Source organism: Pontixanthobacter aestiaquae (genome assembly GCF_009827455.1).
GTDB classification, from domain to species: domain Bacteria; phylum Pseudomonadota; class Alphaproteobacteria; order Sphingomonadales; family Sphingomonadaceae; genus Pontixanthobacter; species Pontixanthobacter aestiaquae.
Genome location: NZ_WTYZ01000001.1, coordinates 2,586,651 through 2,613,450 on the forward strand (window position 1 = coordinate 2,586,651; position 26,800 = coordinate 2,613,450).

At 57.3% G+C, this 26,800-nt stretch carries 24 protein-coding genes and 1 pseudogene; 18 read left to right on the top strand and 7 right to left on the bottom strand.

Features of this window, described 5'->3' with window-relative positions:
• Window positions 1–40: 40 nt before the first annotated feature.
• Window positions 41–1,552: a S10 family peptidase gene (locus GRI35_RS12340; protein ID WP_160614432.1), complete on the top strand. Its 1,512-nt coding sequence runs from the start codon at window positions 41–43 to the stop codon at window positions 1,550–1,552.
• Window positions 1,521–2,102, top strand: a complete 582-nt coding sequence (locus GRI35_RS12345) for a hypothetical protein (protein ID WP_160614433.1) — start codon at window positions 1,521–1,523, stop codon at window positions 2,100–2,102. Before GRI35_RS12340 ends, GRI35_RS12345 begins: the two co-directional genes overlap by 32 nt.
• Here the strand turns inward: GRI35_RS12345 and GRI35_RS12350 are convergent.
• A complete protein-coding gene (locus tag GRI35_RS12350; RefSeq protein WP_160614434.1) occupies window positions 2,026–4,140 on the bottom strand; it encodes a protein-disulfide reductase DsbD family protein in 2,115 nt (704 codons plus the stop codon). The genes GRI35_RS12345 and GRI35_RS12350 overlap by 77 nt on opposite strands.
• 94 nt (window positions 4,141–4,234) lie before the next feature.
• On the opposite strand from GRI35_RS12350, the gene GRI35_RS12355 reads away from it, so the two are divergent.
• Window positions 4,235–4,690, top strand: a complete 456-nt coding sequence (locus GRI35_RS12355; RefSeq protein WP_160614435.1) for a lasso peptide biosynthesis B2 protein — start codon at window positions 4,235–4,237, stop codon at window positions 4,688–4,690.
• On the opposite strand, the gene GRI35_RS12360 is transcribed toward GRI35_RS12355, so the two are convergent.
• Complete coding sequence (locus GRI35_RS12360; RefSeq protein WP_160614436.1) at window positions 4,687–5,871, bottom strand: nucleotidyltransferase domain-containing protein; 1,185 nt, start codon at window positions 5,869–5,871, stop codon at window positions 4,687–4,689. The genes GRI35_RS12355 and GRI35_RS12360 overlap by 4 nt on opposite strands.
• Before the next feature lie 41 nt (window positions 5,872–5,912).
• Here GRI35_RS12360 and GRI35_RS12365 point away from each other — a divergent pair, with 41 nt between their 5' ends.
• From GRI35_RS12365 to GRI35_RS12400, 10 genes and pseudogenes are all read left to right on the top strand, one after another.
• Entirely contained in the window at window positions 5,913–7,664 is a 1,752-nt protein-coding gene (locus GRI35_RS12365) for an ABC transporter ATP-binding protein (RefSeq protein WP_160614437.1), read from the top strand.
• Window positions 7,661–8,473 carry a sulfotransferase gene (locus tag GRI35_RS12370; protein WP_160614438.1) on the top strand — a complete coding sequence of 271 codons (813 nt, stop codon included), beginning with the start codon at window positions 7,661–7,663 and terminating at the stop codon, window positions 8,471–8,473. The genes GRI35_RS12365 and GRI35_RS12370 overlap by 4 nt, the downstream gene beginning before the upstream one ends.
• 143 nt (window positions 8,474–8,616) lie before the next feature.
• On the top strand, window positions 8,617–9,123 hold the full coding sequence (locus tag GRI35_RS13860; RefSeq protein WP_160614439.1) for an aspartyl/asparaginyl beta-hydroxylase domain-containing protein: 507 nt from the start codon (window positions 8,617–8,619) through the stop codon (window positions 9,121–9,123).
• Window positions 9,116–10,021: a phosphoenolpyruvate carboxykinase (ATP) gene (locus tag GRI35_RS12380; protein ID WP_160614440.1), complete on the top strand. Its 906-nt coding sequence runs from the start codon at window positions 9,116–9,118 to the stop codon at window positions 10,019–10,021. The genes GRI35_RS13860 and GRI35_RS12380 overlap by 8 nt, the downstream gene beginning before the upstream one ends.
• Entirely contained in the window at window positions 10,018–10,893 is an 876-nt protein-coding gene (locus GRI35_RS12385) for a sulfotransferase domain-containing protein (protein WP_160614441.1), read from the top strand. The genes GRI35_RS12380 and GRI35_RS12385 overlap by 4 nt, the downstream gene beginning before the upstream one ends.
• Before the next feature lie 24 nt (window positions 10,894–10,917).
• On the top strand, window positions 10,918–11,214 hold the full coding sequence (locus GRI35_RS12390; protein ID WP_160614442.1) for a PqqD family protein: 297 nt from the start codon (window positions 10,918–10,920) through the stop codon (window positions 11,212–11,214).
• Window positions 11,215–11,344: 130 nt separating this feature from the next.
• Complete coding sequence (locus GRI35_RS13955) at window positions 11,345–11,476, top strand: hypothetical protein (RefSeq protein WP_268894027.1); 132 nt, start codon at window positions 11,345–11,347, stop codon at window positions 11,474–11,476.
• Window positions 11,477–11,598: 122 nt separating this feature from the next.
• A pseudogene (locus GRI35_RS14025) lies at window positions 11,599–11,865 on the top strand (hypothetical protein); the annotation flags it as partial.
• Between the two features lie 252 nt (window positions 11,866–12,117).
• Window positions 12,118–13,254 (top strand): asparagine synthase-related protein, encoded by a 1,137-nt coding sequence (locus tag GRI35_RS12395; RefSeq protein WP_235900218.1) that lies wholly within the window; start codon window positions 12,118–12,120, stop codon window positions 13,252–13,254.
• Window position 13,255: 1 nt separating this feature from the next.
• Window positions 13,256–14,131 (top strand): glycosyltransferase family 8 protein, encoded by an 876-nt coding sequence (locus tag GRI35_RS12400; RefSeq protein ID WP_160614444.1) that lies wholly within the window; start codon window positions 13,256–13,258, stop codon window positions 14,129–14,131.
• Window positions 14,132–14,141: 10 nt separating this feature from the next.
• On the opposite strand, the gene GRI35_RS12405 is transcribed toward GRI35_RS12400, so the two are convergent.
• Window positions 14,142–17,357: an FG-GAP-like repeat-containing protein gene (locus GRI35_RS12405; protein ID WP_160614445.1), complete on the bottom strand. Its 3,216-nt coding sequence runs from the start codon at window positions 17,355–17,357 to the stop codon at window positions 14,142–14,144.
• Window positions 17,358–17,524: 167 nt separating this feature from the next.
• On the opposite strand from GRI35_RS12405, the gene GRI35_RS12410 reads away from it, so the two are divergent.
• Window positions 17,525–18,739 carry an FAD-dependent monooxygenase gene (locus tag GRI35_RS12410; RefSeq protein ID WP_160614446.1) on the top strand — a complete coding sequence of 405 codons (1,215 nt, stop codon included), beginning with the start codon at window positions 17,525–17,527 and terminating at the stop codon, window positions 18,737–18,739.
• On the opposite strand, the gene GRI35_RS12415 is transcribed toward GRI35_RS12410, so the two are convergent.
• Genes GRI35_RS12415 through hemC form a run of 3 tightly spaced genes read right to left on the bottom strand, consistent with a single transcriptional unit; the run spans window position 18,736 to window position 21,301 of the window.
• Complete coding sequence (locus tag GRI35_RS12415; RefSeq protein WP_160614447.1) at window positions 18,736–19,644, bottom strand: MICOS complex subunit MIC60; 909 nt, start codon at window positions 19,642–19,644, stop codon at window positions 18,736–18,738. The two genes, GRI35_RS12410 and GRI35_RS12415, sit on opposite strands and share 4 nt — an antisense overlap.
• A 50-nt stretch (window positions 19,645–19,694) precedes the next feature.
• Complete coding sequence (locus GRI35_RS12420) at window positions 19,695–20,375, bottom strand: uroporphyrinogen-III synthase (protein WP_160614448.1); 681 nt, start codon at window positions 20,373–20,375, stop codon at window positions 19,695–19,697.
• Window positions 20,375–21,301: a hydroxymethylbilane synthase gene (gene hemC / locus GRI35_RS12425; RefSeq protein ID WP_160614449.1), complete on the bottom strand. Its 927-nt coding sequence runs from the start codon at window positions 21,299–21,301 to the stop codon at window positions 20,375–20,377. The genes GRI35_RS12420 and hemC overlap by 1 nt, the downstream gene beginning before the upstream one ends.
• A 43-nt stretch (window positions 21,302–21,344) precedes the next feature.
• Between hemC and tsaD the strand changes: the two genes are divergently transcribed.
• The 3 genes from tsaD to GRI35_RS12440 all read left to right on the top strand — a co-directional run bounded on the left by tsaD (window position 21,345) and on the right by GRI35_RS12440 (window position 24,864).
• Window positions 21,345–22,379 (top strand): tRNA (adenosine(37)-N6)-threonylcarbamoyltransferase complex transferase subunit TsaD, encoded by a 1,035-nt coding sequence (gene tsaD / locus GRI35_RS12430; protein ID WP_160614450.1) that lies wholly within the window; start codon window positions 21,345–21,347, stop codon window positions 22,377–22,379.
• The gene (locus GRI35_RS12435; protein ID WP_160614451.1) at window positions 22,376–23,368 is read left to right on the top strand and encodes an NAD(P)H-dependent glycerol-3-phosphate dehydrogenase; all 993 of its coding nucleotides are present in this window, start codon (window positions 22,376–22,378) and stop codon (window positions 23,366–23,368) included. The genes tsaD and GRI35_RS12435 overlap by 4 nt, the downstream gene beginning before the upstream one ends.
• A 71-nt stretch (window positions 23,369–23,439) precedes the next feature.
• Window positions 23,440–24,864: a lipopolysaccharide biosynthesis protein gene (locus GRI35_RS12440; RefSeq protein WP_160614908.1), complete on the top strand. Its 1,425-nt coding sequence runs from the start codon at window positions 23,440–23,442 to the stop codon at window positions 24,862–24,864.
• A gap of 151 nt (window positions 24,865–25,015) precedes the next feature.
• Here GRI35_RS12440 and GRI35_RS13870 read toward each other — a convergent pair whose 3' ends face one another.
• Complete coding sequence (locus GRI35_RS13870; protein WP_235900219.1) at window positions 25,016–25,168, bottom strand: hypothetical protein; 153 nt, start codon at window positions 25,166–25,168, stop codon at window positions 25,016–25,018.
• Between GRI35_RS13870 and GRI35_RS12445 the strand changes: the two genes are divergently transcribed.
• Window positions 25,159–26,787 (top strand): vWA domain-containing protein, encoded by a 1,629-nt coding sequence (locus tag GRI35_RS12445; protein ID WP_235900220.1) that lies wholly within the window; start codon window positions 25,159–25,161, stop codon window positions 26,785–26,787. The two genes, GRI35_RS13870 and GRI35_RS12445, sit on opposite strands and share 10 nt — an antisense overlap.
• Window positions 26,788–26,800 lie beyond the last annotated feature (13 nt).

The window sequence follows — 26,800 nt, forward strand, 5'->3', positions numbered from 1 at the left end:
CAAACTTGCGAATAGCTGAGCACAAGCTAGATATTCGGACATGATCAAAAAATACGCTTTCGCAGCAATCGCCGCAGCCACATTGCTTTCACCAGCTGCTATCGCCCCCGTCTTTGCTCAAGACAAAGCCGAGAAGAAGGCAGAGATGCCCTCTGTCGAGCCGCAGGTTCGCACCCGCGACTTCACGGGGACATTCGGCGGTGTTCGCGTGCCCTACACCGCCACCATCGGCGAAACTGTGCTCACTTCGGACGATGGCAAGCCCGAAGCCGTCATTGTCACCACCAGCTATGTGAAGAACCCGCGTGATACCTCGCGGCCCGTATTCTTTATTTATAATGGAGGACCAGGGTCAGGCTCGGTCTGGTTGCAGATGGGGGCATGGGGTCCGAAACGCGTCGCGATCCCCTCTGACGCGCGCGACGATGGTGCGCCGCCCTATCCGATCCTCGACAATCCTGAGAGTTTGCTAGACGTTGCTGATCTGATCTTCATTGACCCGCCCGGTACCGGCTTCAGCTATCTGACCGAAGGCACCGACAAGAAAAAATATTTCGGCCTACAGGAAGATGCACGCGCCGTTGCGCAAGTCATACGGCGCTGGATCAATGACAATGGCCGCTGGAACAGCCCCAAATATCTCGGCGGGGAAAGTTACGGCACAACGCGAACCGCTATGGTCGTGCGCGAGCTGGAAGGCGGGACCTACAACGACGTTGCGCTCAATGGATTGATTCTGGTCTCCACAATTCTCGACTTCGCCGCGCGCGAACCTACACCAGGCAATGAGATGGCTTATATTATGACGCTGCCGAACATGGCGGCGGCGGCGTATTATCACGGTAAGGTTGAGGCGCCTTCGGTCGAAGCAATAGCCGAAGAAGCGCGGCAGTTTGCTATTGGACCCTATGCCAGCGCCCTGCTGAAAGGTCAGGACCTGCCTGCCGAGGAACGCGCCACAGTACGCAGAGAATTGGCACGGCTTACTGGCCTGTCTGAGCGCTATCTCGACCAAGCAGAACTGCGCGTCACTTCGCAGCGTTTCTATAAGGAACTGCTGCGTGATCGCGGACTGACCATTGGCAGGTTAGACGCTCGCTATACCGGAAAGGATTATGACAATGCCGGCGAAACACCCGATGCAGACCCTAGCTTTTACGGGATCGATGCGGGTTACACCGCGGCTATAAATGCATGGTCACGCGAGAGCCTCGGCTTTGAAACGAAGCGCGAATATCAATCTATTGGCAGCGTCGGACAATATTGGAATTGGTCGCTTGGCAGCGGATGGAACCGCAATGCCTATCTCAACGTTGCACCATTCATTGGTCAAGCGATGCGCCAGAACTCACAGCTGCGGCTTTTCAATGCCCAAGGCTGGTATGATTTCGCCACGCCGTTTTTCGGTGCAGAATACTCGCTGAACCGCGTGGGCATTCCGCAGGACCGGGTGACGCTGGCTTATTACGATGCCGGGCACATGATGTATATTCGCGACGAAGACCGCCGAAAGCTATCCGATGATGTCCGCGCCTTCATTCGCGCTCGGTGATCGCGCAGTGAAATGTGTTTTCGTAACTGGGCTCCTCCTCGCGATAACGGCCTGCAAGCCGCCGGCCACCGACGACTATGTCGAACGGGTAACGTTAAGCGAGGCGGACGGTCTGGCAAGCATGCCCATCGATTCGCCTGATACCGAAGACGCCGTTTGGGTCGAGAGCGATCGTGCCGGTCGAATATTGTATGGAGAACCGGGCGGGACGCCGCTGATGGCTCTCGCTTGCACAGAAGAAGCCGGAAAGCGCTTTGTCCACATCACGCGCTTTGCCAAAGCCGATCCTGACGCGCAGGCGTTGATTGCACTGATCGGCAATGGTCACACGGCGCGCCTGCCAATAGATGCAGCATGGAATGGACGGGTGTGGCTGTGGGAAGGCAACTATCCTGCCAGCAGCCTTGATCTGAATGTATTCACAGGTCCGCGCCGGATCGAAGCGACCGTTCCCGGCGCGGGCAGCGTTATTCTCAATCCGAGCCCGCGCCCTGCGCAGTTGGTAGAGGCCTGTCGGCGTCAGGTTCCAGAGACCCCTTCGCCAGCGTGACCAGACTATCGGGCGTTAGCACTTGCGGCAGGATTTGCGCTTCGCCGCCCGCAGGATACCAGACATAGAGCGGAACACCCGCTGCGCCGTGCTCGGTCAGATATTCTGTGATCGCCGCATCGCGCCGCGTCCAATCGCCGCGAATGGCCACTACGCCCGCTTTCGCGAACGCAGCCCGGGTCGCCTCGCGCTCGATCGCGACGCTTTCGTTGACTTTGCATGTGACGCACCAATCGGCTGTGAACCACGCGAAAACGGGACGTCCGGACGCACGCGCTTCTACCATCGCAACTGCACTGTACTCCACCGGATTGAGCAACGAATCCGAACGGTTCGTCACGCTCTCTGAGTAACTTGCCGGAAGCGCGAAGGCGGCGAAAATCGCGAAAGGCGCAATAATCAAACCAAAGGCAGGCCATGCCATTTTGCCCGCGCTTTGCAGACGTCCGACAACCGCCAGCGCGATAAACAGGCCGATAATGAGCACCATCGCCATCAACGCAAATCCCTGCCCACCAAGACGCGATACCAGCCACACCAGCGCCAGCGCAGTCAGACCCATCGGAATCGCCATCAACCTGCGAAAACGTTCCATCCAGGTGCCGGGTTTGGGCAGCCTATTGCGCAGAGCCGGAACAAGGCCGATCAACAGAAACGGCAGCGCCAAACCAAGGCCCAGAACCGCGAACAATAACAGCGCCTGATAGGCAGGCAGCAATAGCGCTGCACCCATCGCCGCTGCCATAAATGGCCCGGTACACGGCGTGGCAGCGACAGCAGCCAGTAGGCCTGTTGCAAAGGCGCTGGCTGGTTCGCCGCTGCGAGTGAGTGACACCGAAGGTAGTTCGAATACACCGGCCAGATTGGCTGTAATCGCCACCGCCAGCACCAGCAGAGCCACAACCACGCCCGGTTCCTGAAGTTGGAACGCCCAGCCGATTTGCTCGCCCGCAGCACGCAGGGCCAGCATGATCGCGCCCAGCGCCACACATGCGAGGATGACGCCGACAGTATAGGCAATACCCTCTTTGCGCGCTTTGCTCTCGCTGCCACCTGCGCGGGCGAGGCTAAGAGCTTTCAGGCTGAGGATGGGAAACACGCAGGGCATGATGTTGAGGATCAATCCACCGGCCAGCGCCGCGAGCAGCAATAAACCAACAGCAGGAGTGTCAGAGGACAGCCTGGTGAAAGCACCATCTATCGGCGCGATATCTCCTGCTTTCGCAGCGAAACGCACGCCATTTTTTCCGTCAAACGCCAGAATCCCAGTGATCTGCTCAGGTTTTGTATCGGGATCGGAAAGAGCGATTTCGGCGACCAGCAAATCATCGCTGCGCATATAGGTTTGCAACGCAGCATATTGGACCAGGTCGGTGTTCGCGATGTAAATATGTGGGTCGGCAAGGTTCACGACAGATGGCAATGGGATCGCAATGCGCAGTGTATTGCCGCTCATTTCGAACGTGGCTGCGCTATCGATCATGGGCGGGATCGCAGCCTGCCACTCGGCAAAGCGACCGTCCCCGAATGCGCGATCGCCCAACGGCAGGGTGAGCTCCATCTCCCCTTCTTCCGGTACACAAATTTTGTCGGTGCAAGCGAGCCACTGCGCTTTAAGCCCAATTCGCGCTGCGCCCATCGCTTGCGCCTCTGATGGCACCGAAACGGAGACCAGCACCGCATAGGAACCTTCGTAGATATGGTTCATCAGATTGCTGATGAGTAGCTTCTGCGGTACAGGATATTGCGGCTCGCCCGCCGTCCAACCCGCGGGTAAATCCCATTCGAGCTGCATGCCGTAGCCAGCATCACCGGGGTTTGCCCAATAGCCGTGCCATTCGTCAGATACCGGTTCGAAATGGATAGCGAGTGTCACGTTTTCGCCGGGAACGGCCGGTCCATCCGCCACTAACGTCGCTTTGATATTCGGTTCAATACCGGAAATATTCTGGGCAAAGCTGGGGCCGCTGATCGCAAAAGCGACGAGCAATGCCCAGCAAACCGCAAACCGGTGCGGCCATTGGCAGATGGCAGGCATTGCGGGCAAACTCCTTGCGTACTCCCCACCTGCACATTTAGGGAGATTTTGCACTTCCCGCAATGCGCCCCATCAAAGGCCCAATAACACGACCATGCCGATCCTGCGAAAAATCCGCACTTTTAGCGGCCTGCCCGGCGATGAGGTCTGGGCGTTTTTCGAAGCGACCGTGCTGCTGACCTATGCAAGGATTATCGTCAATCTGGTGCCACTGTCCTATTGGAGAAAGCAGGTCCAAGTATCGAAGCACGACACCGCCGACATGGCCCTGCTCACCAAAGAGCAGCGCCAAAAGTCGCGGATGGTCATGCGGACCATCAACCGCGCTGGGCGTAATTTGCCGGTGAAGTTCGTATGCCTCCCACAAGCTTTCGCGGCCCGATGGATGCTAACACGGCGAGGAATTCCGACAGAGCTATTTCTCGGCACCCAACTGGCTGCAGAAGAAGATCGCGAATTTCACGCTTGGCTCAAAGCGGGCGACATCATGATTACCGGTCACTGTGACGAAGAGGCATATGCCGTGTTCGGATCCCAGCGGCGCGCCTAGCTCTTCGATCCAAGCAAGCGCTTCAGAGCACGGCCGATACCAAGCATGGGAGACAAGGCCCCGAGCGACCACAGTTCGCCGGATTTAACCGGAACTGTCGCAAGATCGCGCGGGCGGGCGAGTTCGCGCAGCAAAGCATGGCGGCGATAGCCACCGCCACTTTTGAGCAAAACCGAATGATGGAACCGGTCGCGATAATGTGCCCAATCTTGCAATCTATGCGGCCGCGACGGCATATCTGCGAACATCATTCCGAGTTCGAGATCAATGAGGCGTCTGACATCCTGCTTCAACAAGCCCGCAAACGCAGTCGGGATAGCTGTACCTAGGATACGCTGCGATAACGCCAGACTAACCGCTCCAATCCGCTGGAGATCGTCGGCCACAAATATCTTGGCTGCCGCAGCAGCCTCGTCGTGCGACAGGCCCCGCACTGCCCGATCAACATCGGCTAGCCATTTCAACCGCACCCAGCCCGATTTTGCGCCATGTGTGCAGATATAGACGAAATGCATACTGGGACTGAGCATCGGGATGTTTTTTGCGCCGATTTTCGTCCGTGGGATTGCTTGGGTCCAAGACTGATCGATCGCTGGCTGCATCGCCGGGTTCGGTATCATCCGCCAGTGAAGATCAAGCTGCATTCCATCGCTCTTGCGAATGTAAGTAAAGGCATTGTGCAACGCCATAAATGCCTCGCGGCTCCGCTCGTTTAGATCGAAATCAGGGTAGAACAGCTCGAAACCATGCGCACTGACGATTTCCTCGGCATCGGCATACCGCTCGGGCGTAACAATCAAATCGACATCGATCATTTCGCGCTGCGAAGGCGCCGAGTAATATTGGTTTGCTACTCCGATGCCTTTTAAACACGCGCAGGCAATGCCTCGCGCGGCGAACGCGTCCGCCAATTCGCCCGTTAGCCTCACGGCTCGCATATAATATTCGGCGTTCTCATTGGTTTTCCGGGTCAAGCTCTTCAGCAGTGCAACCGGCGGGGTGATTGCGGGAAACTGTTGAAATCCGGCGTGCACCAAAGCGCCGACACGGTGCCGATCGACGAGTGCTTCAAACCGTTCCCAGTCGAAGTCTTCCGTCGAACTCATTATTTCAGGCAGAAACGGCGAAGCGTCGGGCGATTCCGCAATCAGCAGCGCCAGCAGCTTCTGCTCGATATTCATCCGCTTGTGCAACTTTGCCCCCCTCGTGTCATGTGTGCTTGTTGCCTTTGACACCATCTGGCAAGACCCGTTTCGCAATGGGGGCCTTCCGATCATATTTTGCCGATGTCAGGCGCGATGCAGGCCGTGATCTTCCGCTTGCTGCACTGCTAGTAGGCGCAGGTGCGCTTCTGGAGGGCATCGGCATCGTTGCCATTCTGCCGTTTGCCGCGCTGATTACCGGAAATGCAGACACGCAGACAGCGCGTTCCATCCTCGAATTTATGGGCAGTCTTGGCATCTCTACCGAAGTCGGCCGTGCGCTGGTACTGTCATGCGGGTTCCTGCTCCTGCTCGCGCTACGCGGTCTCGTCGTGTGGAAGCGCGATACAAAACTGTTCTACATGGGCCTTGGGTATGTTGACCGCTGGCGCAGCAAACTGTTCCGCGCCATTGCCGATGCGCAGTGGAGCGTCGTGAGCAATCTACGCCGCACCGATATCGAACACTCGATTACCAATGATGTGATGCGGCTGTCCTCCGGCACGGACCGGATGCTGAAAGGTGGCGCTGCGATTGCGCTCGCCTTGGTTCAGTTGGCAATTATTGCCTTGCTCGCACCGACATTGTTGCTGATGGTTTTGAGTCTGGTCCTGGTCGCCGCAGCGGTGACGGGCCCATTGCTGCGCAAGGCCAATCGGCTCGGCCAACGTCTAACCAATTCGGGGCGCCAAATACACAGCGTGCTGGGCGATTTTCTGATCAGTCAAAAGCTGGCGCGGCTCAACAATGCCCAAAACCAATTTCTTGACCGTTTCGATAGCTCGGTGCGCGATGTTCGCTCTCATCAGTTGGACTTTTTCAAATCGCAGACTGCAGCGCGCATTTGTTTCCAGTTTGCCGCGGGCTGCGTGGTCGTAGCGGCTCTGCTAGTCGGGTTTTTCGTCTTACTGACACCTTTATCGGTGCTGGCTGTCACGCTTTTGGTTCTCGCGCGACTGGTCGGCCCGGTCCAGATGGTCGCGCAAACAGGGCAAGCGATTGCCAATACGCTGCCGGCCTACACCTCGCTCGAAGCCACATTAGCCGAACTCCAAGACGCTGCAGAGCCTTTAACCGAACTCGATCGGACTGACCATAAAATGGGCCCGGCATCACTGGTGTTGTCAGATATCTCATTCGCATATTCCGAGAGCAGTCCGCCAGTATTGACGGACGTCGATTTGACTATCGCCGCCGGTGAAATTGTCGCCCTGTCTGGTGTATCCGGAGACGGGAAAACTACCTTGCTCGACATTATTGCCGGGCTCCATCACGCAGTGGACGGGGCAATCACGGTGGATGGCGAACACCTCGATACTCCTTCGGCATTCCGCAATTGGCGGTCCCAACTGGCTTATCTCCCGCAAGACCCTTTTTTGTTCGACAGCAGCTTGCGTGAAAACCTGACTTGGTCCGCAGAAGCAGTTGCCGATGAAGCTCTATGGACTGCTCTGGAAATCGCCGGAGCAGACGGGTTCGTTCGGAAAATGTCTGACGGGCTGGATAGCCGCGCGGGAGAACGCGGGCAAAACATGTCCGGCGGCCAGCGTCAACGGATCTGCATCGCCCGCGCGCTGCTGAGAAAACCGCGCTTGCTGATTTTGGACGAAGCAACCAATGCTCTCGATGCGCAACTGGAAAAAGATATATTGGAAAGGCTCATCGCCATGCGCGATCAGTTCTCGATCATTTTGGTCACGCACCGCCGCGACACGCAGCAACTAGCAGACCGCTTGGTGACGCTGTCGGGCGGCAAGATCGCCAGCACATGAGCCGCGAACTGATCGAGCAACGCCGCGCCGCCATCAAGAAGCACTTGTTTCTGCTTTGCCCCAACAATAGCGGTTCAACCTATTTATCGCGTGCGTTGGCCAAATCGCAATCGGTCTGGAGCCTCAAGCGCGAAGGCCAACACATACTTGGATTTGCAGGACCGTCCAGTATCGAAACTCCTTGGCCGCTAATTTGGGGAGGAGAAACACGCACACTGGCTTATTTCCGCGATTCCCCAGATTATGATTGGGAACGGACGAAGAAAGCTTGGTATTTTCATGCTGATGCAGTGCACAATAACGCACCGGTTTTTCATACCAAGTCACCGCCATTCCTGCTGATCGCCGACCAGTTGGCTACCAATTTCGAGAATGCATCGTTCTTGTTTATGGTCCGCAATCCTTATGCGGTGCTGGAAGGAATACTGCGACGGCGAAAGCCGGTTGACGGCGAAGCGCGGGCGCTAGAAATGCCCAAAATCGCCGCGCAGCATCTGGTGACATGTTTCAGATATCAGCGTGAAAATATCGAACGCTATGCCGACCGATCCTTTAGCTTTTCCTACGAAGAATTATGCGAGGACCCTGCCGCAATCGCTACTGGCATCAGCACACTTGTTCCGGAATTGGATGACCTTGACTTATCGCAAAAACTTGCAGTGAAAGGCACGTATGATGAGCCCTTGCGCAATATGAACGACGATCAGATCGCGCGGCTCACAGATGCGCAAATCGCAATGGCGAACGAAGTTTTTCGCCCCAATGCGGACCTGCTGTCGCATTTTGACTATCCGTTGATCGAAACATAGGCATAGCGCGACGATGTTTGGACTTCGGACTGAAACGATAAGGAACAACCAGAGTGCCGCCTAAAGTTCAAAAACCGTCCAATGTCAGGCTTTTGGGTCAAGTTGACGCCCAGCAACTCACGGCACTTGCGCAGCGCGTCTCAGTGACAACATGGGGCGAGGAAGATGCGCGCAAAGAGAATGATTTTGAAGTATTTGACCACACCCAACATGTGGTTTTTCGTTTCATTCGGGGCAATCGTGATCCGGAAGACAGCTATGCCAATCCCGCGTGGGATATCTGGGAGCCGGTCTTGATGCCCGTTATGCAGGCGGCGATTTTACCCTACGCGTTTCGCAAGCCGAGATTCCCCAAAGCCATGCTGGCGAAACTGTCTGCTGGACACGCTATCGACCCGCATTATGACGGGGCAGGTTCTAACCAGCGGGTCCATAAGATCCATGTCCCCTTAGTGACAAATCCGGATGCGATCTTTCTGGTCGATGGTGAGAGCTTCCACTTGGAAGCGGGCAATGCGTATGAAGTGAACAACATAGTGTCCCATGGAGCGGCAAATAGCGGATCAGAAGACCGCATACATTTTATTTTCGAGGTGTTCGAAAGCGACTACGAAAGCGCGATCCGGGAAAGCGCGACCGCCGATGTATAGTGCTTATGGATTGGCCATAAAGTCAGATATCGAGCTGCCCGCCCTCGCTCATATCGAACCCACTGAGCCTGATATAACAATTGCTGCCGCCACCATCCCGGCCGATGCCGGCGGCAAAACCAAGTTCCGCAACTGGGAGGCCGAGCCCGAGCGATTTCTCAGTAGTTTCTTCGGTATTGGACGGTTCCTGATAACCGGTGGCGACACCATTCATTACGACCGCGATGCAGGTGCTGACGACACGCAAATCATTTCGATTATCTTGGGGACCGCGCTTGCTGCCGCGATGATGCAACGCAGGATTTTGCCAATCCATTCCTGCAGCGTGATGACCGACCAAGGAGCGGTCCTGGTGATGGGGCGTTCTGGCGCTGGGAAGTCGACGATGCTGGGCGGGCTTCTGGCACTTGATCTGCCGATGCTTGCAGATGATGTGACCGGCCTGGACTTTGACAACAATGGGCAGCCAGTTGCTATACCCGGCTTCCCGGCAATGCGCCTGTGGGAGGACTCGCTGACCAAACTCGGACACAGCACGGATGGTCTTCCGCAGGTTCGCAGTGACATTCGCAAATATTATGTACCGGTCGAAAACTTCCATACAACGCGGGCTCGAATCCGGGCGATCGTCCATCTGACGGTCAGTAACGAGACCAATGTCCGGATCGAACCGTTGGGCGACGCCGAGAGGGTCGAATGCCTATCGCGCTTTATCTTCCGTAAGAAATTCATCGACGGTATGGGTATGCGCCGCTTTGCATTCGAACAGGTCGCAAAAACCGTCAATCAGGTGCCGCTTTTGCGGGTCACACGGCCAGCGGTAGCAGTCGAGCCCAAACGGCTCGCGCAGCAAATGCTCGATCATATCGCGACAGCCGAGGCGGTTAGCGTGCTATGACCTCAGCGCAATTCGATAATGATCGGAAATTGATCTGGCTGGCGTCTTACCCGAAATCGGGCAATACTTGGCTACGCAGCTTATTGACCGCTTATCTGCTCCCCCACGATGAGTTCGATTTAAATGCCATGCTGGGCGAGCAGGATCCCTTCGACCGCCAGCAACTGGATGACCACGCTGGCATCAGCTCGGCAGATTTTCTGCCGCATGAATTGATCCCTTACCAGGCTCAGTTGCATCGCGACATGGCTCAGGAAAGCGAGAATTGGCGCCTGATCAAAACCCATAGTGCTTACGTCAAAGCAGATAACCGCGAACCGCTGTTTCCGGCCGATGCCAGTGCAGGTGTAATTGTGATCGTCCGCAACCCGCTCGACATCGTACCATCCTATGCGCATCACGAAGGCAAGGACAATGCCTGGGTCATCGCGCATTTGGGTAACGAACACGCTGGGACGGACAGTTGGCGGCACCGGAGTACGACAATGTTACCGCAAACAATGTCGAGTTGGTCGATCAATGTCGAAAGCTGGCTGAGCCAGTCCGAAGTCCCGATTCTGTTGCTGCGTTACGAAGATATGCATCGTGATACAGAAGCGAGTTTGACCAAGGCGCTGCGCTTTTGTGCAATTGAAATCGAGCCGGGCTTGGTAACCAAAGCCGTTAGCCGGTGCAGCATCGACCGGTTAAGGATAGATGAGGCGAAGAAAGGGTTTAACGAGCGACCATCGACACAGCGGTCGTTCTTCCGCTCCGGCAAAATTGGCGATGGTGCCAAAAACCTCTCGAAAGATCAGATCAGCATGATATTGAACGATCATGGCCGGGTAATGGAAATGGTCGGATATCCGGCCAATTCATCCATTTTGTAGAAAACCAATTATTTTGAGAGATGTATGACTCAGTCTAATGCAACATTATCGATGGACAGCGTAGTCGCGCACAATGAGGATGTGCTTTTTAGCGAAGTAGCCGACGGCATGTCGCTCATGGATATCGAAAGCGGCAAGTATTTCCATTTTGACGAGACCGGCGCACGCATCTGGAAGCAGATGGACGGTGCGATGCCCGTCAGCGAATTGTGCGAGAAGCTAGAAAAACAGTTCGAGGTCGACACCGAAACCTGCCGCACTGATACGCTTGAATTCCTGCAGGAGCTTGCGAATATGGATCTTGTCAAAACCGGCGGATAGTCGGGTTCGTACAATTCCGATATCGCTGTAAACTATAGACAAGAACCATAAAATCCTTGTCAGCGTGCCGATTCTCATCTTTAAGGCTCGTGGATGGGTGATGTGTACAAATTTTACGGGGAGTTCGATTATGAATAACGCAAAAGACAGCCGTACGGCGTGGAAGAAGCCACAGGTTACAGCGATTACGCCTGTTCGCCGGACGCGCGGCGGGCCCGGTAACATTCGTCCGGTAGAAAACGCTTTCTACGCAACGTCGTAGTCAAAACGATCTGTGCTCGCCTGTCGGCGACGCAGAAATGAAAACGGGCGCAGCCGCAAGGTTCGCGCCCGTTTTGCTGTTTTTGGTGGCCTTTTGCGACAGCAAAGTGAAGACGGGTAAGCATGCTGTTCGCGGAATTTGACAGGCAATCTCTATCGGCGCCAAGTTCGCGTGATGGAGCCACGATCCTGGCCGATATACGCATTGATGACCGCGCAGCTCTTCTCTCAAAATTGGGCATTACCCGGCCTGTCGAAGACCACGAGCTCGTTCTCGAAGCCTATGCCCGGTGGGGCGAAAAATGCATCGACCATCTGATCGGCGACTTCGCATTTTTGATTGTCGATCCCCAGCGCGATCAGATTTTCTGCGCAAGAGATCACATCGGGGCGCGGCCGCTCTTTTACACGCTTGATAGCAGTCAACTGCGCGTCGCTGGCGATATCGAAAGTGTGGCCGGAAATACTGCCAACAAATTTGATCAGGCAGTCGTCGCATCGGTCCTTACATTTAATACCTTTTGCCCAGCCGAGCGTACGCTTCTTCGGAACGTGAAAAGGCTGCCGCCAGGGCACACACTTACGGTTCGCCGCGAAAGCCATAGTTTGGAGCGATTTTGGCGGCCGCAGGCTTCTCCGCAATTGAATCTGGCAAGCGATGAAAATTACATCGAAGCGGGCAGAGAGTTACTGAAACAAGCGGTGTCCGACCGATTGCGTGACATCAAGCGGCCGGCGGTGCACCTCAGCGGCGGTTTGGATTCATCGGCAGTGGCAGCGCTCGTTACGAACCGGCAGCGTGGCGCCAATCTCCCCGATCCGCCCTCTTATGCATGGTATTTGGGTGATCCGGACAATCCATCTGATGACGAAACACGCTGGGCCGAAGCCGCACGTTCAGCGCTCGATCTGACTATGCATGCGCCGGCAACGTCTGCTGAAAATATCACTGCATTGTTGCGATCGGACTGGTCGCAAGGGCCGGATGCTTCCAATCTTCTCGGCGAAGATGCAATACTTGGCCATGCCCGGGGTCAGGGCGTAGATGGCATCCTGTCTGGCTGGGGCGGAGACGAAGGGCTTTCCTTCAATGGCCGTGGCCACCGCGCGCAGTTGCTTACCAGCCTCCATTGGCGCCAGCTCGCGGCAGTATGCGACGGGTCATTCCCGATGGCATTGGCAAGGGGCGTAAAGCAAGGCTTTACGGAACTTAGGCAATCAAACAGCGGCCCACAAACAAAACAAAAGTTAGCCAAAAGCTATCTGAGGCGCGACATTGTAAAGGATGTGGAGCTCATCACGCCCCCTCCGATATCGTTGCGCAACACTAGGCAAGCGATGACGAGCTTACTCGCAACCGGCGCACAAACTGCAAGATTGGAAGATTGGGCGATTGCGGGCCGCCGCTACGGTATAACCTATTCCTATCCGCTGTTGGACCGGCGGGTCATGGAATTTGCGTTGTCCCTGCCAGGACACTTGTTTTACCGGCCCGAGGCGCGCCGGTGGATCATGCGCAAAGTGCTGGATCCCAAACTGCCCGATTTAATCCGCTGGAACAGCAGCAAATTGGAACGCGCGCGTGTCGCGCAGCTTGGAATCCTGATGGCAGAAGCCTTTCGGCAATGCGCCGATCTGCTTGAGGATTGCAGCGATTTTGCCGGTACAGATCAGTTTGTTGATGTGAGCCGGCTCATCGCTGATTTGCGCGGTCCGGAGGACACCCTATTGGACAATTTCTCGTACAAACGCCGCGCGCTGCAATTTCTGAGATTTTGACATGCCAACCCCTCACAAAATTTCAGAGTTGGTGACGGTCACATCGCGCGATTATCTTCCCGGCACGCAGGTCATGCTGCATTCTTTCCTGCGCAACAATGCGTGGTTCGATGGTCAGATCACGATCTTGCATGACGACCTTTTGTCGGGCGATATCGCAGCGCTCGCTGCCAGCTTCCCATCAGCGATTTTTACCGGTCCTTCTGCGGCGCTAACGGCAGCGATCGGCACCTTGGCAGCAGACTATCCCGAACTTAAGAACCGCCTGCGGCGCTTCCTCTCGCTTGAGGCGTTTCACCCTGACCGCGGCGGCAGCGCGCTCTTTTGTGACAGCGATCTGCTGTTCCGCAGCGATATATCGGCTATGTTTGACAGTGACATGCCGCTTATCGCCTGCGGAGATCGCGCGCAGTTAGTGGGCACGGGCCGCGATCCGGCATCGATGGCGGAAGGGGACTCGACCAGCGCAGCAGCGAAATTTACCAGTTTCAATGCAGGGCTGATGGTGATTGATGGATCACTCAGAACGCAGGCCATTTGGGACCAATTGCTCGGGCAGCTCAATCCGCAGGTTTGGAAATCAATCACATCGGACCACACCGATCAGGCTGTCTTCAATCGTCAGTTCGGCGATCAGGTTACGATGGCCGACCCGTCTTACAACTATCTCGTAGGTCACGCGGGGAAACTACGTTCAGCCATCGATAGCCCGATGGGCAACGCAAAAGTGCTGCATTTCAATGGGCCTTCTAAACCGTGGAATTTCGGCGCGCATCTCGCCGCGACGGCGTATGATGCCAGTTTTGTGAAAGCGGTCCAGCAGTGGTTCGATGCCTACGCCGAATATCTATCAGCCTACCATTTCACGTTGAGTTAGCACGCATAAATCAGCGGGCACGGCGGATTACCAGCTCCGTATTAGCATCAAATGGTCCGCGCAAAGTAGTTGTAGTGCCATCGCGCCATGTGACTTGCACCGACTGTATCTTGACCTCATCGCCCAGTCCGAAATGCGCCTGCGGATAGATGCCTGTGGCAAAGCCCCCGCTCTGACGGATTTCGCGCAGCTGTTTCCCGCCCGACTCTGTATCAATCACAATCTGCGCTCCGACACCCGCACGGTTGCCGACACTATCCTCCAGGCGCACCCAGAAAGCGCCACCTGATGGCGCGTCATTGCGATGGACTATCGGCTGAGTGAGCACTGATGCGCGAATGATATCCATATCGCCGTCGCGGTCATAATCGGCCAAGACGTAGCTACTGGTCGCCATTCCGTCGGCTAGGCCAAACCGCGCTTCGTCGCGTACAAATTTCTTACCTTGCAGATTTCGGTAAAACGCGTTGGGCACTGTCGTCCGATGATAGGTCATGCCCGATCCGACGAACACATCCTGCCAGCCATCCTGATCCAGATCGACGAACCGAGAGTTCCAGCTCCAACCCGGACGATCCAGACCCATATCTTCGGTTCGATCCTGGTATTTGCCCTCGGTATCCAGCTGCAGGAATACATTGCGCCGGCCGATCCCGCCGACATAATCCATTTCCTCGATCGCCTTTCTGGCGTTGGGGAAGCGCTCCGACGCGGCGCGGATGCAATGCCGAACGAATACCTCACCTAGACCCGCAACATTGTCGCAGTCGTTGGTATCAAGAACGTAGCCAGCCCGCTGGATCGCGCTGATCCCGGCGCACATTGCACGGTAAGTCGGGTCGCCGATGCGGTCACATTTGGAATAGAGCGAATGGGCGAATTCCATCGGCTCTGATCGGTATCGCGTGGCCAAGAAGCACTCGCCAACCGATCCGGTGTTAAGCTGCTCATCCTCACAATATTTGAACGACGGGGTGTCCTGAATGCGGGCCGTCGGCATGGCGATTTGTGCTGAGTAAAGCTCTTGGCTTAGATCATTATCGATATCACCCATATCGAAACTCATTGTGGTGCGGGTAAGATACGGGATCAGACCGGATGATTTTTTGGCGAGTTCAAATGTCCGCTCGCCGCGATTGAGGTAAATCTTGTCAGCCGTCGAAACATCATCACCGATCGCGATATCGGGTCGGCCATCCAGATCGATATCGGCCACTAAAGAGGTCAGCGACTCGCCCGGTATTCCTTCGAGCTCTTGAGCTTCGAACTTGCCATCGCCTTCGTTCCAGAAAATCCGGTCTTGAGAAGCCATCAGATAGGGATCGTTATTGTTGCCCACCGTCCCAAGCGACCAGTTTGCAGCGACAATATCCAGATCGCCATCATCGTCGAGATCGGCGAACGCAGGCGCGCCCATCATGCCGGCATTGCCGTTGGGCAAAAGTGTGCGGTTCGCGTAAGAAAACTTGCCATCCACATTCCATAAGATGTTCGTGTCATGCATGAAATTGGACATCAGCAGATCAGGCAGACTGTCGCCATTCAAATCCGTGAATGCCATCGTACCAACGAACTGATCGGCAGTGGGACCAAGATCGATAGGAACTTCGACGAAGCGGCCACCGCGATTGGAGAACAATTGCAAACCACCGACAGACGGATTGCGCGCTATCGCAACATCGACCCAGCCATCCTGCTCGATATCGCCGCCTGCCATTGCCCAATACATCAGGTAAGGTTCAAGCACGTCCATCCCGATAGCGTGTGGTTCGACATCGATACCCACTTCGGGGCCGAGCAAGCGATTAAAACCAGCTTCGACTGCGGGCGCGTCAGTTTGCTCCATGACGGGAGATACCAACGCGGAAACTGTGCCCGAACCGGAATGCTCGATTTCGGGATTGGCCGAACTGTAAGCGACTGGTGCGGCAGCTGGCGCATCGACCACGGCATCGGCAGCCATCAGCGGTGCGTCTGGTCGCTCCAGCTCGAAACCGTCGAGATAGCCGATATTCGCGCGGTGGGTTTCCAGCACGACATATTTGTCGGCATAGCTCGCAGCCACGCCGCACACGACCGCCAAGCCCGCCAATGACCCCATCATGCCACTGGCAATCTTCCACGACACGGCCCTCCCCACGATCATGTAGGAATAGATACTGAAGCAGCCGAGCGCGAACATCAACGTCATCGCATATTTGACCGGCCAACCGGCGTTGATCAGAATGACTGCCAGAATAACATCAAATGCGATTGGAACCGGCAGAACGATTCCCAAAATCGCTATGCCGATCATGGTAATCAGAACCATGATTTCGGACCGTGGTGCTCCGATTGCACGCCGGAAATCATTCCAGTCGAACACCGTCACCATAATCGCACCCAACACGCCAGCCAGGATCATCAGGGGCACCGTGACCGCAATGATAAACATCAGATTGCGGCCGAATGTTTTTGCGAGCCACGCTGCTGCTTTGGGCCAGCTGTCGACGTCCGATGCGGGAACAGGCAACGGGCGTAGAGCCTCCAACTTTCGCGCGATCCAGCCGCGCTTATCGTCGAGTTCATTGTGCGCCCGATCAAGCGCTTCCTCCCGGAAACCGGAACTTCCCAGAATACGCGTCAGGATCGGAACTCCGACGATTACAAACGCCAGTGCCCCAAGCAGTTTGATCGCCGCCATATGCGTCGGCAGCAAGGCAAACGACATGCTGACGACAATCACGTTGAGCGTAGGAGATGCGACCAATGCGCTGAGCGTTGTTTCCAACCGCATGCCCGCGCTGTGCAAACCGCGCGCAATGGGAGCGGCACAGTTTACGCACACGCCCAACGGTGTTCCGATAGCAGCGCCCAATGCAGCATTGGCGAAGGGGTTTTCAAACCCGCGCCGTTCAATCAATCCGAACAGGGTTAGTGCGCAGGCGGCAAACAGCACACCGAAGGTCATGCCCTTCCAATTGGTATACATCCAATTGATCGAGTTGACGAAAATCTCCCATAACAGACCGCTGTTAGGTAGCATTTCCAGAACTTGGTCGAATGCGATCCCGCTCATATCGGCGTCGCCGCCCATCATCGCCTTTTCATCGAGAGCGGGATAACGCGATTGGGTCCAGAAATAGAGCGCGATAAAGGCTGTAAGTAGCGCGGCCAGCACCAGTCTTCGATCGCTTAACAGCCGCACGACAATGTTCTGCTCGGACGGCACCTCAAGCGTGTTCATTGTGCCCCATCATATCAATCATATTGCCACATCCCCACGCTTGATCCCTAGCCGTTAAATTCGTTCCGGCAAGTCCCGAAAGCCTTGCCTATCGCGATTGTGTGCTTCTAGGACAAATCAGACAGCGCGGCACAAATTGCTCCGCCGATTGTATTGAAAGCATGGATATGGACGATAAGCGCGATCTGCTGATTTTGGGCGGCGGTCTGGTTGGCATGACCTTGGCCCTCACTGCCGCGCGCAGAGGTGTCTCCAGCCATATTGTCGATCGCGCCGATCCGGCAGACCTGACCGCTGAAGGCTTTGACGGGCGCGCATCGGCGATCTCGACGGCGAGCTGGAACCTGTTCACGAATATCGGGCTGGCCGACCGGCTGGAGCCGCTTGGCTGTGACATCGCCTCTATCGCCGTGACCGATCAAATGAAGCCGGGCTTCCTCGATTTTACTCCAGAACCACATGAAGGAACACTTGGGCGGATGTTCGCCAATCGGGACTTGCGTCTCGCACTGTTCGAAGCCGCGAGCGAAGAGCCGCTCATCGCTTGGCATTCAAAAAGCGAAATCACCGAGCGTCGGCGCGATGAACATGGCGTATCGGCTACCCTTGGTGACGGGCGTAAGCTGCACGGCAATCTGATGATAGCTGCCGAAGGGCGAGGCTCCCCGACCCGTGACGAGGCGGGCATTGTAATCGCCAAATGGATCTACAGCCACCGCGCAATTATTGCCGGACTGGTCCATGAAAAGCCGCATAACAATGTCGCATGGGAGATTTTTTACGAAGCCGGCCCGTTCGCGCTGCTGCCGATGCTCGACCTTCCCGATGGATCGCATCGTAGCGCACTCGTCTGGACCGTTGGAGAGGATGATGCGTCGGGGACGCTCAAATTATCGAACCGGGCTTTTCTTGCGGAAGTCACGAAGCGCATAGGCAATATATTTGGCGAGGTTACATCGGTCGGGCCGCGCTCCTCCTACCCGCTCGGCTTCCACCATACGGCAAAGATCGTCGATCATAGGCTCGCTTTGATAGGCGATGCAGCGCACGGCATTCATCCAATCGCGGGACAAGGCCTCAACCTTGGGCTGCGTGACGTTGGCGCGCTGGTAGATGTGCTTGCTGACGGTATGCGGCTGGGTCTCGAACCCGGCGATGCGCAATTGCTCGACAAATACGAGAGATGGCGCGGGCTTGATGCGTTTTCGGTTGCCTTGGCAACGGACGGGCTCACCCGCATTTTCGGCATTCCGGGCAAAACCGCTTCGGCGGTCAGGCGTTTGGGTATGGCCGGAATTCAGCGCACCCCGATCCTGAAGACCTTCTTTATGGACGAAGCGCGCGGTGTGACGGGCGATATGCCCGATCTGCTCAAAGCCTAAGTGCCACTATCTTCCGCAGGACTGGCTTGCTCGATCGTCTGGCCTTCGCGGTCGCGCAGTTGGCTGCGCTCTTTCACTGCGGACGTCTCAAGGATGTCCAGCGCATTCTGAACCGCGGCGTAGCGGCGCGCATCCGCAATCCACTTCTCGGCCTTGTCGGCCCCGGGCAGCGTCTCGACTTCTTTGATCGCATTTCTTACGCGGCCAACCCCGAGCGCGAGGCGTGCGCGCTCCAACGCACGGTCAGGACGCGGCGAAGCGGTATCCTCGCTGCGGATCACAAACAGCTGGCTCAGCTCCCGCTGGAACTTCGCGAGCGATGGTCCCTCCTCGGATTTCATTAGGTCAGGACCAAGCCCTTCCAATCGCGCGATTAGCTCATCCACGCGGATCGGATTTTCCGATACTTCGATGATTGTAGCGACAGCTTCAGGCTGTGCCGCACCGAAGCGCAGTCGCAATTGGTCTTTCAAATAGCCAAGCCGCTCGCCCTTTTCCAAAGTGCGCCGTGCGGCAAAGGCAATCAGTAAACCCTCGGCCCTCCCCGCATTCCCGGACGCAGCTTCGGCTTGAAGTACCAACCGGTCCAGACGTTGCTCGGCCGCAGCAAGGCGCTGATCCAGACCGCCAGCCTGCTCTTCCACGCGCTCAACTGCTTCGGTCGCTTCTTCAACTGCTTCGGTTTCCGTTGCCGTCGGCACCGGCGAAGCGCCAGGCGAAGCCAATGCCTGGGGCTCTACATCGACCGCCGCCGGCTCCTCCACTTCATCACTCATGAAAGCGTAATCGCCGTCCCAGAAGATGTAGCCAACGAAAATGGCCCCGAGCAAGAATGCGCTCAGCGCAACGCCGAGAATGGCGCTCCAAGAGCCGCTTTTGCGGGAGTTTGTGAGTGTGCTGTTCATCGATTTCCGTTCGTCGTCCGCACTAGGTCAGGCGGACAAATCATGCTGCATCATTTACACAAGTTCTCGGCCAATGCCAGCAAGGCAGCGTCGCTAGGTCGGCCCGCGACCGCCACTTGCTCCCATCCTTCACCGGCGGCCTCTGCGATGCGCGGGCCAAGCGCAGCGATGCGAATATTAGACTTCTGTACCGCCAGACGGCTGCATTCAATGGCGAAATGTTCCGCTGCAACTGCCGAGTGCAGCAAGACAATTGCCCGATCACGCAAAATCGTGGCCATCGGCTTCGGGATCGACACCGGCCGAGCCTCATAGACAATTCTGTCCACGATGGAATGCGAGCGAGGTAGCGTCAAATCGACATGATCGCGCCCGGAAAGCCTCAGGAATCCAATTTCCTTGTGTGCAAGCGAGTCCAACAAGGTTTGGAGCCCGCCAGCACCCACCCCGCCGATCTTAAAGCCTGCATTACGGGCCGTCCGCGCGGTCGTTTCACCAACGGCATAGACGGGATTATCAAGCAACATAGCGAGCTGCGGCCCTCCGTGCCGGATGGCATTGGCACTGCCGAGCAGCAGCGCGTCGAACGCCCGATCATCGGGAACCGACCACGCCACCGGCCGCACTTCAAACAGCGGATATCCGGAAACAGTCAGGCCGCATTCGCTCGCACGTTCGGTAGTTTGGGACAGGCCCGGCTCTGGCCGGATCGCCACAATCGGCGGATGCATCACCCGCCCTCGAACAAAGCGGTTATGCCCGGCGTTCCGCGCGCGAGCAGATCGCGGCCCAATGCGCGCACCTCATCCAGAGCATCGGCGCTGCATTCAAGCGATCCATCGACGCGCTCAGCGCCGTCGGAACTGAACAGTGACGCTTTCATCGTGATCGTGTCACCATCGATAGCGCTCAAAACCGCAATCGGGCTGTGGCAAGTGCCGCCGAGCGCCTCCAGCAGCGCGCGTTCCGCCATGACTGTCAGATGGCTTTCGCGGTGGTCAATCGCGTTGAGCAGTTCGAGGGTTTTGGTATCGCCAGTATTACATTCGATGCCGATTGCCCCCTGTGCTGGCGCTGGAAGCCAATCATCGGCGTCAAGCGGTGTGCCGGTGCCGGTCTGGTCCAGCCTTTGCAATCCGGCAGCCGCAAGGAAGGTCACATCTGCTTCACCGGCAGCCAGCTTTGCCAAGCGCGTCGCCACATTTCCGCGAAACGAAACAATTGTGCAATCGGGGCGGTGGTACAGCATTTGCGCAGCGCGGCGCGGAGCGCTGGTGCCGACGATCGCGTCGCGAGGGATAAGCGTAATCGAGGAGGCGCCAATCAAAACATCGCGCACGTCGACACGCGGGAGAATCGCGGCAATTGTCAGACTGTCGGGCCTTAGCGTTTCGACATCCTTCATTGAATGCACCGCCGCATCTATCTTACCTTCGGCCAGCCAGATATCGAGCTCTCGCGTCCACAGCGCCTTGCCGCCAATATCGGCGAGCGGGCGATCCTGAATCTTGTCACCACTCGCGCGGACTTTAACCAACTCGACCTGGTCTTCGCGCCAGCCATGCGCTTCGCAAAGTCGCCGCCGGGTTTCCTCGGCCTGCGCAACCGCCAGAGGGGATTGCCGCGTGCCCAGCCTTAGTCGTGCATGGTCAGTCATAGGTCGCTTGCCCTAGCCATTCATCTGGTTCAGGGGAAGTCCTATGGGCATCATCCTCGGCATCGAATCCAGTTGCGACGAGACTGCGGCGGCGTTGGTCACGACGGACCGGCGCATTATTGCCCAGCGGATCGCCTCGCAGATTGAGGACCATGCGCCCTATGGCGGCGTGGTGCCGGAAATTGCCGCCCGCGCCCATGCCGAAAAGTTGGCCCCAATGATCGCCGAGGTGATGGCCGAGGCCGCGTTAGAGCTCGACGATCTCGACGCAATTGCCGCGACGGCAGGGCCGGGCCTGATCGGCGGCGTGATGGTCGGCCTGGTAAGCGCCAAGGCATTGGCCATGGCGAGCGGCGTTCCGCTGATCGCCATCAATCATCTGGAAGGGCACGCGCTGTCGCCCCGACTGGCCGATGAGAGCCTCGAGTTTCCATATGCTTTGCTCCTCGTATCGGGAGGACATTGCCAGATCCTGATGGTCGAAGGCGTTGGAGAGTATCGCCGTCTGGCAACTACAATCGATGATGCGCTGGGCGAAGCATTCGACAAGACTGCGAAGATTTTGGGCCTCGGATATCCCGGCGGGCCTGCGGTGGAGAAACTGGCCAAACAGGGCGATCCAAAGGCCGTTCCGCTGCCCCGCCCCTTGGTCGGTAGCGGCGAGCCGCATTTCTCCTTCGCTGGCCTCAAGAGCGCGGTTTTGCGCGCCAAAGACACAAGCCAGCATGAGGACGCCGATATCGCGGCCAGCTTTCAGCAGGCGGCGGTCGATTGCTTGCTCGACAGGCTGCGCGTGTCGTTGGATGATATCGAGAAAGTCCCCGCGTTGGTCGTTGCGGGCGGTGTTGCCGCCAACCAGGCAATACGCTCAGCATTGGAAGGCTTTGCTGATGACCGCTCAATGCGATTCGTTGCACCGCCGCTGGCGCTTTGCACAGATAATGCAGCGATGATCGCTTGGGCAGGTGCAGAGCGACTGGCGTCAGGGCAATCCGATCCGCTCGATTTCGTCGCAAAACCGCGTTGGCCGCTCGATCCCGATGCAGAGCCGGTTCGCGGTGCAGGAGCAAAAGCATGAGTGCAGTTGGTGTTTTGGGCGGAGGTGCTTGGGGAACAGCCCTGGCACAGATGCTCGCTTCGGATCGCCGCAATGTCCTCTTATGGGCGCGTGAAACCGAGCTCGTCGAAGAGATCAATACCAAGCATACCAACAGCCTGTTCTTGCCATCGGCAAGCCTTGCTCCGACGATCCGCGCGACGAGCGAACTTGCCGATTTGGCCGAATGTGAAGCTGTGTTGGCCGTTACACCTGCCCAGCATCTTGGCTCGGTGTTGGACGCCCTGCCGACGAAACCGCGCGATTTGATCCTGTGTAGTAAAGGCATTGAGGCCACTACCGGCCGCCTGATGAATGATGTCGCACAGGACGCCGCACCCGAGAGCGATATCGCTATCCTCTCAGGTCCGACATTCGCACATGAAGTCGCCGATGGTCTGCCAACGGCAGTCACACTGGCTTGCGGTGGAGGCGAGGAACAATGGCAGCGGATCAAGCCGGTCATCGCACGTCCACAATTCCGTCCCTATTACTCCGACGATGTGGTCGGAGCGGAAATTGGCGGCGCCGTGAAGAATGTTCTCGCGATAGCGTGCGGCGTGGTCGACGGGTTAGGCCTTGGCCAAAATGCCCGCGCTGCCCTGATCGCGCGCGGTTACGCAGAGATGCTGCGGTTTGGTGAGGAACTAGGCGCGCGCGGCGAGACACTTGCCGGGCTGTGCGGCCTCGGCGATCTGGTGCTGACCTGCTCCTCCACCTCAAGCCGCAATTTTTCGCTCGGCAAAGCGCTAGGCGAAGGACAATCACCCGCAGAGCTGATGGCGGACCGGCATACGGTCGCCGAGGGCGCACATACCGCGCCTGTGCTGAGTCAACTCGCGCATGACCGCGATATCGCGATGCCGATCGTCGAGGCGGTCAACACATTGCTCGGCGGCGCACCTGCGAAAGAGGTCGTCTCCAGACTTCTCGCCCGTCCCCTACGCGCCGAACACGGACCCGCTGCGTGACCACAGTCGCTACGCCGCCAGAGGATGATCCGGGAGATATTGCCGCGCTCGCCAAAGGTGGGCGCACCAATATGTTCGGCTTCCTGCTAAGGCTGGCCGCGCGGATACCCTTCTTGTTCATTGCCGGACGGCTTTACGGGACCGAGGCCCTGGGGGTGTTTGCATTTGCGCTTGTCGTCATCGAGCTCGCCGCTCTGGTGTGCTCGCTCGGTGAAAAGCGCGGACTGGCGCAGCGCCTGACCGAAAGTGAAGAACATCCATCCAATCTGGTATTCGACGCGATGCTGGTTGCGGTGATACTGTCCGCCATTCCCGCATTGTTGTTCTGGTTCGTCCCGATCACGATGTTCCCCAGCGGCCAGTTTACCGACATGGACAAGCTGATTGTCTGGGCCATCCCCGGATACGCGCTGACCGAGATTGTCCTGGCAGCGCAAGCCTATCGATATGACATCGCCACCACAGTCCGCGCCCGCGCCGTAGTCGAGCCATGGACAATCTCGATCATGGCGGGCGTATTGTTCTACATCATTCCCGAAAGCGGCCTGACCATGGCCTATCTGGTGTCGATCTATACCGGCCTTGCGGTCGGCATATGGGCGTTCCTGCGCACTTACGGCCTACCCCGAGGCTGGCGCCCGACGCCGATACGCCACGCCAAGCTTGTTTGGCGCGCATTGCCTCTCGTCACTGCTGATGCCGTTGAATGGGGAACAAGGCGGCTCGACATCTTTATCCTCGGCTGGTTTGCAGGGCCTGCGGCTGTCGGAATTTATTGGATGGCCCAGCAGATTGCGAGCCTGCCGCAAAAGCTGAAAACCAGTTTCGAGCCGGTTTTGGGTCCGGTCATCACCAAAAATCTCAAAACCAAGAATTACGGAGCAATAGCGCGTCAGGTCTGCCAAGTTGGTTTCTGGATACTCGCGGCACAAGCGGGCATCGCGCTGGCGCTGGGCGTGCCGGGTGAGGCCGTGATGGGCCTGACGGGACCAGACTTCGTCGGCGGTACCGGCGCTCTGGCGTTCTTGCTCGCGGCCGAGGTCGTCGCGGCGACTGCGGTCGTCGCGGAGGCCGTGTTGGTATATGTCGCGAGGGTCCGCAATCTGTGGCTCTCAATCGGGACCATCGCGTTGCAGGCAGTGCTGACAGTGGCGCTGATCCAATTGGTGGTGCATTTCGGCTATGGCGAGCCGTTCAAAGCCGCAGCAGCCGCAGCAGCCCTGATGATCGCACTGGGCACCGCATCGCTGGTGAAAGCGTGGTTCCTCTCGCGCATTCTGGGCCATCCAATCAACAATTGGCGCTGGGCTCTGGTGTGGGCCACAGGCCCTGCTGTAGTGGTCGGGTTCCTCGCCACGCTGCTTCCCGAATGGGCAGAGCTGATCTTCGGTATTCCGGCGATCCTGCTAACCTATGGCTGGATCATCTGGCACAAAGGCTTTGGCGAAGACGACCGCGTATTGTTCCGCAAGAACATGACCAAGTCGGAAGAGTAGCGTCGCCGCGCAAAGCGTTGTTTCGTGGGCTTTACCATCTAACATGACAGTTTCCTTGCAGCGCCATTCAGAGGCGGTTCACGGCCCGAGGCGATGTTGCATGGTCACTAGGGACTGAAGCGGAGGGGACTTATGCGTTTTTCGAAAACCATCATAACCACAACATCTGTTGCACTTTTGGCTGGCTGCGCGACAGCGCCAAACGACGGCTATCAATCAGCGGGCAATGATGCAGCCGCTCCTCCACCTCCAGTCGTTGCGCCGCCACCACCGCCGCCACCACCGCCTCCACCAATGCCCGCACCCCCGCCGCCTGCCAGAACCGGCGCGGCTAGTGGCGATTCCATCGTGGTGACGGGCAGCAGAGTGCAGGGCCTGGTACAGGAAGTACCCACAGCGGTGTCGGTTATCGCTGCCGAGCAGATCGAGCAAGAAGGGGGCAGCAAGCAGAATTCGCGAATGACACGCGGCCTGCGCTACGTCCCGCCAATGGTCGTGCCGCAGGACCCGGGCCGCGAGAAGTATGATGGAGAGGATGTCTCTCCCGTCAAACTGGTCGCGACGGATCCTCTGTCCACGTTCTCCGTCGATGTCGACACCGGAGCTTATGCCAACACCCGCCGCTTCTTGACGCAAGGCCAGATGCCTCCCCGCGATGCCGTGCGGACCGAGGAAATGATCAATTATTTCCGCTATGATTATGCCAAGCCGGAGAGCCGCGACGTTCCCTTTAGCGTCAATACCGATGTAGCGGTAACGCCTTGGAACCCTGAAACGCGACTGATGCGGATCGGCTTGCGCGGCTACGACATCCCTCAGAACGAGCGGCCGGCAGCCAATCTGGTATTCTTGCTCGACGTATCCGGCTCCATGAACAGCGCGGACAAATTACCCTTGGTGAAAAGCGCCATGAAGGGCCTCGCCAATCAGTTGACCGAGCGCGATACAGTTTCAATCGTGGTCTACGCAGGGGCCGCTGGACTGGTTCTTCAACCGACCAATAATCCTTCGGAAATCCGCCATGCTATCGACAAATTGCAGGCGGGCGGATCGACCGCTGGCGGCGCGGGCATTGAACTCGCCTACCGTATTGCCGAGGACAATATGATCAAAGGCGGCGTAAACCGCGTGATCCTTGCCACCGATGGCGACTTCAATGTCGGAGTATCGGACCGTGACAAGCTCATCGAACTGATCGAGGACAAGCGCAAAACCGGGATCACCCTGACAACGCTCGGCTTCGGTACGGGCAATTACAACGAAGCGATGATGGAGCAGATCGCCAATCACGGGAACGGCAATCACGCCTATATCGATAGCGCGCTGGAAGCCCGTAAAGTGCTCGGTTCGGAAATGGGATCGACCATCTTCACGATCGCGAAAGACGTGAAAATTCAGGTCGAATTCAACCCCTCGGTCATCAGCCAGTATCGCCTGATCGGCTATGAGAACCGCGCACTGCGAAACCAGGATTTCGACAACGATCGGGTCGATGCCGGTGATATCGGTGCCGGACATCAGGTAACTGCGATTTACGAAGTTGTTCCCGCCGGTGCCAAAGGCTGGGTCGGTACGCTTCGTTATGGCGAGCCTTCGGCCAAGATGACCGCCGACAAAGAACATCTGACCGAAGCAGCCTATGTGAAGCTCCGTTACAAAATGCCTGATGGCGATACGTCAAAGCTGATCGATACGATCATCCCGTCAAGCGCGTTGCGGAGCGCCAGCGCGCCGAGTGGTGACTTCGCCTTTGCAACGGCAGTTGCAGCCTTTGGCCAGAAACTCCGTAAAGATGATTTGCTGGGTGATTATGATTTCGACGATATTGAGAAACTCGCTGGCAATCAGCGCGATTTCTGGCGGCAGGAATTCAAGCGCCTGACTGACGTTGCTGGTAGCATGGACAGCCAATTGGGCGGATAGAACGCAACACCCT